Consider the following 7415-nt stretch of genomic DNA (forward strand, 5'->3'; position numbering starts at 1 on the left):
GAGCTGGGGCGGATGCGGAGTGCGCCTGTCCGGCAACGCGTCGGCCCTCGCCGAGCGGCAGGGGCTCGGCGGATTCGACGTCTCGATCTCGCACGAGGCCGACGTCGCGATCGCGATGGTCACCGCGTCCCGGCTCGGCACCCCATCCCATCACCAAGGAGAACGTCACCCATGAGCGAGCAGACCATCCGCAAGGTTCTCGGCGACCACGCCCGGTTGTCCGTCGATGCCGCGAGCATCGCCGTCGGCGCCGATCTCTACGAACTGGGTTTGACGTCGCACGCGAGCGTCAACATCATGCTGGCGCTGGAGGATTCGTTCGACATCGATTTTCCCGACGAGCTTCTGCGCAAGAGCACGTTCGCGAGTGTGGATTCCATTCGGGGCGCACTCGTCGAACTCGGAGTGGCATGAGTATCGCCCTCGCGAGCGGCACCGGGATCGAGTCCGCGCAGTCGTGGGGACCGGCGGCGCGAGCCGAGAGGGTCGTGGCCGAGGTCGCCGCGCGCTGGGCCGTCGACGTCGATCGGGACGCGCGTGTCCGCACGAAGCGATCGACGCGCTCCGGGACCAGCGGTTGCTCTCGTGTGCCGTTCCCACGGGACTGGGTGGCGAAGCGCGACGCTTCACGAACTGTGCACGATCGCCAGGACCCTCGGGCGTCACTGCGCCGCGACGGCGATGGTGTTCGCGATGCACCAGACCCAGATCCTCTCGCTCGTACGGCATCCGGGTGGCGACGGTGTCTCCGCCTTCCTGCGTGACGCGGTCGCCGGTCGGTACCTGCTGGCATCGGCGACGACGGAACTGGGCATCGGGGGCGACGTCCGGCGCAGCACGTGCGCGGTGGAGCAGTCCGGCGGGCGGTGTCGCTGGTCAAGAATGCCCCGTGATCTCCTACGGCGACTACGCCGACGCGATCCTCGCGACCGCGCGGCGCACCCCCGATAGCCCGCCGAGCGACCAGGTGCTCGTCATCTGCCGACGTGACGCTCGAGCGCACCGGTGACTGGACACGCTGGGTCTGCGCGGAACCTGCAGCCCCGGTCTCGTGCTGCGTGCCACCACCCCCGACCTCGGCATCGCCGACGCCGCGGTGGAGAAGGCGCGCCGGTACGTGCGAGCGGCAGCGCGTAAGCAGTCGGGCGTGGCCTCGCCCGCGGCGTCGCGTCTCGCCGAGGTGACCGCTGTGCACCAGCAGTTCTCGGACATCGTGTTCGCGGCGGCCCGCCGGTTCGACCACGCCGGTGCGGCACCCGCCGGTTCGCCGGAGGCCGACGTCGCCGGCTCGGCCGGCACCTGCGCGATGCGCACGGGGCGGCCGTCATGGTCAACAACGATCGAATCATGGCCAACTCGGCGCAGATGGCCACGGCATACCGGGGGACGATATGAGCACGGATACAGCAGTGGAGCGGGAAGAGACGAGCGGACTCGAGCGGGCCCGGCGTGCGTTCCGGGCGGAACTGCTGGACGCCGGCCTCCTGGTGGACACGTCGGTTGCCGGCCTCTACGGACGGTCGGGATTGTTCGAGGACATCGTCGACGGCATCGACGCGGTCGTGCGAGCAGAGCCACAGGTCGGACAGCACCTCGAGCCCGCGCTCGATCCACGAATCACGGTGCGTCGCGGCCTGGTCCGCCGTGTGCCTCGCATTCTCGATCCCCCCGTCGGACGCGGCGATCGAGGCCGAGTTCGGCAGCCTCGCGGCGGCGGGCCACCATCCACGGTGGAAGGCGGCGGTGCCGCGGGACAACGGGGCGTCCTGGGACTTCGAGGACGTCCGCGATCACTACGTGCGGACGCTGTTCGGCGAGGAGCCGTCGACGGTTCGCTGGAGCGACCCCGAGCGGTACCTCGCTCTCGGTCGGGCCGCTGTCTGCGAGGCGTTCACGGCGACTCTCGGTTACTGGCGACGGCCCGATTCGGAATGCGACGGCGCCCTGGTGCTCGCGCTCCGCGACCTCGAACCCGGCGCCGGGTGGGGGCTGCTCGACTCCGACGGCAGGCCGAAGGCCCCGTGGTTCGTGATGCGGCGGATGTCGCTGCCGGTCGCGGTCCTCCTCGCCGAGGACGGATTGGACGGACTGCGGATCGACGCGGTCAACGACTCCGACCACGAGGTCGCGGGGGAGTTGCGGGTGCAGGTGCACACCCGCACCGGTGCCCGGGCGTTCGACGTCACCGAATCGGTGACCGTCGCCGCGCACGCGGCCCGCCGGTGGTCGCTCGACACGGTGCTCGGGCGCTTCACCGACGCGACCCACGTCCACCGCTTCGGCCCCCGCGGCTACGAGAGCGTGACCGTCACCTTGTCAAGTGAGGACGGTGTCGTCGCCGAGTCCGTTCACCTCGTCGGCGGACCGGCGCGCGCCCTCGAACGCACCGTCGGCCTGACTGCGGTGGCGCGGCAGACGGCGTCCGGGAACTGGGTCGTCGACGTCGGCACCGACGGCGCTGCGCAGTACGTCCACCTTGAACTCCGCGGCTTCGAACCGGAGGACTCCTGGTTCCACCTGCCGCCCGGCGGAGCACGGATCGTGCCGGTGCGCAGGACCGGGACAGCGGACGCGGTGACCGGGCACGTGCGGGCGCTGAACTCGATGACCGTCGCACCGGTCGTGCAGGCCTCCACCTGATACGGACCCCGGTCCGTCCTTGTGCGATATCGACTAGGCTGGCTCAGTCCGCAACTGGCCGCTCGTCCCGGCCCGAGCTGTTCGCCGGCAGTTCGTCATCACTGCTCAGGAGTGCGTCGTTGTCTTCCCCGCTCATCGCTGCCGAGCCCTCGTCCGACACCCCGCTCGCCGGTCTGGCGAAGATCGCGCTGGGCGACGCAGTCATCGCGCAGGTGACCGAGGCTCTCGGACGCCATCACCTCGACATAGTCGCGCCCGCACCCGCCCGGCCGTTCGTGGCCGCGGCCCTCGCCGAGCGCACCCATCTGCTGCTGGTCACCGCGACCGGCCGCGAGGCCGACGACCTCACCGCCGAACTGCAGGAGATGATCGGCGACGCCGTCGCCCAGTTCCCGTCGTGGGAGACGCTGCCGCACGAACGGCTGTCGCCGAGCGCCGACACGGTCGGTCGGCGCGTGGAGGTGCTCCGCAGACTCGCGCGGCCGGACGACCGCTCGTACGGGGCGCCGCTCCAGGTCATCGTCACCACCGTCCGGTCGCTGGTGCAGCCCATGGCGCCGGGGCTCGGTGAGATCGAACCCGTCACGCTGCGCGTGGGCGTCGAGCACGACTTCGACGGGCTGATCCAGCGGCTCGTCGAAATGGCGTACACGCGCGTCGACATGGTGGGCAAGCGCGGCGAGTTCGCCGTCCGCGGCGGCATCCTGGACCTGTTCTCGCCCACCGCGGATCATCCCGTGCGCGTCGAGTTCTGGGGCGACRAGGTCACCGAACTGCGCGCGTTCTCCGTCGCGGACCAGAGGTCGCTGCCCGAACTCGACATCGACGCCGTGATCGCCCCGCCGTGCCGCGAACTGCTCCTCACCGAGGACGTCCGCGACCGGGCCGCGCAGCTCGCGGTCGACAACCAGGCCGACGCCGCGCTCGTCGAGATGCTCGACAAGATGTCGGCCGGCATCCCGGTGGAAGGCATGGAGGCACTGCTGCCCGTGCTGCGGCCGGGGCAACTGCAGCTGCTCACCGACGTGCTGCCCGAGAGCGCACACGTGCTGCTGTGCGATCCGGAGAAGATCCGGACGCGCGCCACCGACCTGGTGCGTACCGGGCAGGAGTTCCTCGAGGCATCGTGGACGGCGGCCTCGATCGGCGGCGCCGCCCCGCTCGACACGTCGGTGCTGAAGGGTGATGGCATCGACCTCGGCGCCTCCGCCTACCGCTCGCTCAGCCAGGTCCGTGAATCCGCGGAGACCACGGGCCTGCCGTGGTGGACGCTGAGCCCGCTCGCGTCGGGCAACGGCGAGGAACTGGAGCTGGCGGTCACGCCGGCGCCGCAGGTCCGCGGTTCCGACGACCTGCTGTCGGAACTGTTCGTGAGCCTGCGCGCCCACGTCACCACCGGCGGGCGCGCCGTCATCGTGGTCGCGGGCGCCGGCACCGCGCATCGCGTGCTCGAGCGTCTGCGCGAGGCCGAGGTGCCGGCGGCGGAACTCGCGCCCGGTACCGAGCCCCCGCGGGGCCAGGTCGGGGTGCTCCGCGGTTCGCTCCACGACGGTCTGGTCTTCCCCGGCGACGACTCCACCGCCGGACTCGTCATCGTCACGGAGGCCGATCTCACCGGCAACCGGGTGGCCGCGGTCGGCGACGGCAAGAGGCTGCCGGCGAAGCGCCGCAACCAGGTGGACCCGCTGGCCCTGACCGCGGGGGACATGGTGGTGCACGACCAGCACGGCATCGGACGATTCGTCGAGATGGTCGAACGCACCATCGGCGGCGCCCGCCGCGAGTACCTCGTGATCGAGTACGCCGCCAGCAAGCGCGGACACCCGGGCGACCGTCTGTTCGTTCCGATGGAGTCGCTCGACCAGCTGTCGCGGTACGTCGGTGGCGAGCTGCCCGCGCTCAGCAAGCTCGGCGGTTCCGACTGGGCAAACACCAAACGCAAGGCGCGCAAGGCGGTTCGTGAGATCGCCGGTGAGCTCGTCCAGCTGTACGCGGCGCGGCAGGCCGCACCCGGACACGCGTTCGGCCCGGACACTCCGTGGCAGAAGGAGATGGAGGACGCCTTCGCGTTCACCGAGACCCACGACCAGCTGACGGTCATCAGCGAGGTCAAGGCCGACATGGAGAAGGCGGTCCCGATGGACCGCGTCGTCATCGGCGACGTCGGCTACGGCAAGACCGAGATCGCGGTGCGGGCGGCGTTCAAGGCCGTGCAGGACGGCAAGCAGGTGGCCGTCCTGGTGCCGACGACGCTGCTCGCTCAGCAGCATCTGCAGACGTTCACCGAGCGCATGGCAGCGTTCCCGGTGACGGTGCGCGGGCTTTCCCGCTTCACGGATGCGGGTGACTCCAAGGAGATCATCGCCGGTATGGCCGACGGCGAGATCGACGTCGTGGTCGGCACGCACCGGCTGCTGCAGACCGGGATCCGGTGGAAGGACCTGGGCCTGGTCATCGTCGACGAGGAACAGCGCTTCGGTGTGGAACACAAGGAGCACATCAAGGCCCTGCGCACCCATGTGGACGTTCTCACGATGTCGGCCACGCCGATCCCGCGAACGCTGGAGATGAGCATGGCCGGCATCCGCGAGATGTCAACGATCCTCACGCCGCCGGAGGAGCGGCACCCCATCCTCACCTATGTCGGCGCGTATGCCGACAAGCAGGTGGCGGCGGCCATCAGACGGGAACTGCTCCGCGACGGGCAGGTGTTCTACGTCCACAACCGGGTCAGCTCGATCGACAAGTCGGCCCAGCGGATCCGCGAACTCGTCCCCGAGGCGCGGGTCGTGGTGGCGCACGGGCAGATGAACGAGGACACCCTGGAGCGGACCGTGCAGGGCTTCTGGGAACGCGACTACGACGTGCTGGTGTGCACCACCATCATCGAGACGGGTCTCGACATCTCCAACGCCAACACGCTCATCGTCGAACGCGCCGATTCCCTCGGCCTGTCGCAGCTGCACCAGTTGCGCGGGCGCGTCGGGCGGAGCCGGGAACGCGGCTATGCGTACTTCCTGTACCCGCCGGAGAAGCCGCTCACCGAGACGGCCTACGACCGCCTCGCGACCATCTCGCAGAACTCCGACCTCGGTGCCGGCATGGCGGTCGCGATGAAGGACCTCGAGATCCGCGGCGCGGGAAACGTGCTGGGCGCCGAGCAGTCCGGTCACGTCGCGGGTGTCGGGTTCGACCTGTACGTGCGGCTGGTGGGGGAGGCCGTCGAGGCGTTCCGGGCGGCAGCCGACGGCAGGCCGATCACGACGGAGGACGCCCCGAAGGAGGTCCGTATCGACCTGCCCGTCGACGCGCACATCCCTCCCGACTACGTCACCAGCGACCGCCTCCGGCTCGAGGGGTACCGCAAGCTCGCGGCGGCCACCGAACTCGACGGCATCACGGCCGTGGTCGACGAACTCGTCGACCGGTACGGACCGCTGCCCGAGGAGGTCCGCCGACTGGTCTCGGTGGCCAAGCTGCGCCTGCTGGCCCGCGAGTACGGACTCGAAGAGATTGCCGTGGTCGGGACGCAGCTGAAGATCGCGCCGATGGCCCTGCCCGACTCGAAGCAGTTGCGCCTCAAGCGGATCTACCCGAGCGCGCAGTACCGTGCCACCACCGGAATGGTGCAGCTGCCGCTGCCCCGGGCGGGGTCGGGCGGAATCGGCGCGGAGCGGGTGCGTGACGTGGAGTTGCTGCAGTACATCGCCGACTTCGTGGTCGCGCTGGACGGCAAGGCCGCCGGGTCCGTGGTGATGGAGGCCTGACCCGATGACGGTGGTCCTGCTCGACCCGTTGCGGCCCACGACGATCCCGATGGAGGCCGTCGGGGTGGTCGGTGACGGGGTGGAGTTCACCGACGAGGTACCCGACGGCGTGCGGACCCTGCTGACCGAAGCACCCGGGGCCGCCGTCCTGGTCAGTACCGAGCCCGACCACCCCACGGTGCGCGAGTGGGTCGCGTCGGGGTCACGCGTCATCGCGGCACCGAAGGTCCCGGGCGACAATCTCGTCGAGGCTGCCGAGGTGATGGACCGATTGTGGAGTTATGGCGGCTGGGAAGTGACGCAGACGCACCGCACCCTGTCGCACTACCTCGTCGAGGAGACGTACGAGGTTCTCGACGCAATCGAGTCGTCCGAACCCGGAGATCTGCGTGAAGAGCTCGGAGACCTGCTGCTGCAGGTCCTGTTCCACTCGCGCATCGCCTCGGCGTCGGGCAATTTCGACGTGGACGACGTAGCTGCGACCCTGGTGGCCAAGCTCGTGCACCGCAGTCCCCACCTCGGAGAAGACGTCGTCGGGCCGATCGACATCGCGGAGCAGGAACGGGCATGGGAGATCCGGAAGGCGGCGGAGAAGGCGCGGAGTTCCTGCCTCGACGGCGTCGCGATGAGTCAGCCCGCGGCGTCCCTCGCGGCGAAGGTGATCGCCCGCGCGCGCAAGGCTGGCCTGCCGCCCGAACTCGTGCCCGACGAGCTCGAGTCCGTTCTGGTAGCTGAAGCAGAGGCCGAGACGAGACTCCGGGCGGCGACGCACGCGTTCATCACCCGGATCCGGGTAGCCGAGAATGCGGCGCGTGCACAGGGGAAGGCCGCCCTCGGAGCGGCGGACTGGGCGGGTCACTGGCCGTCGTGAGGGCGGCCGTTCCACGCAAACTCGAGAGAGGTTTACGTGCCGCTGCGGCCACCCATTCGCCGCTCACGAGCATTTCCGCCAGGGCTCGTCCTGTGCTCTCTGCGACTGTCCGCGGTTTCGGCGGCGCCTTCCCCGGC

General features: G+C 70.1%; 3 protein-coding genes and 2 pseudogenes. All 5 read left to right on the plus strand.

Annotation, left to right across the window (positions count from 1 at the left end; genetic code table 11):
• The first annotated feature begins 171 nt into the window (after nt 1-171).
• Nucleotides 172-414, plus strand: a complete 243-nt coding sequence (locus AC1D1G_RS38535; RefSeq protein WP_477956221.1) for an acyl carrier protein — start codon at nt 172-174, stop codon at nt 412-414.
• 977 nt (nt 415-1391) lie between these two features.
• A pseudogene (locus tag AC1D1G_RS38540) lies at nt 1392-1571 on the plus strand (amino acid--[acyl-carrier-protein] ligase); the annotation flags it as partial.
• Nucleotides 1572-1641: 70 nt separating this feature from the next.
• Nucleotides 1642-2640: pseudogene (locus tag AC1D1G_RS38545) on the plus strand (glycosyl hydrolase); the annotation flags it as partial.
• A 119-nt stretch (nt 2641-2759) separates the two neighbouring features.
• The gene (gene mfd / locus AC1D1G_RS38550; RefSeq protein WP_477956222.1) at nt 2760-6407 is read left to right on the plus strand and encodes a transcription-repair coupling factor; all 3648 of its coding nucleotides are present in this window, start codon (nt 2760-2762) and stop codon (nt 6405-6407) included.
• A gap of 4 nt (nt 6408-6411) precedes the next feature.
• Nucleotides 6412-7278, plus strand: coding sequence for a nucleoside triphosphate pyrophosphohydrolase (locus tag AC1D1G_RS38555; protein ID WP_477956223.1), 867 nt, complete (start codon nt 6412-6414; stop codon nt 7276-7278).
• Nucleotides 7279-7415 lie beyond the last annotated feature (137 nt).

The organism is Rhodococcus sp. P3_B8, from assembly GCF_056402775.1.

Excerpts from the sequence above, each read along its gene's own strand:
- AC1D1G_RS38535 (WP_477956221.1), top strand. The coding sequence starts at position 172 with ATGAGCGAGCAGACCATCCGCAAGGTTCTCGGCGACCACGCCCGGTTG.
- AC1D1G_RS38555 (WP_477956223.1), top strand. The coding sequence starts at position 6,412 with ATGACGGTGGTCCTGCTCGACCCGTTGCGGCCCACGACGATCCCGATG.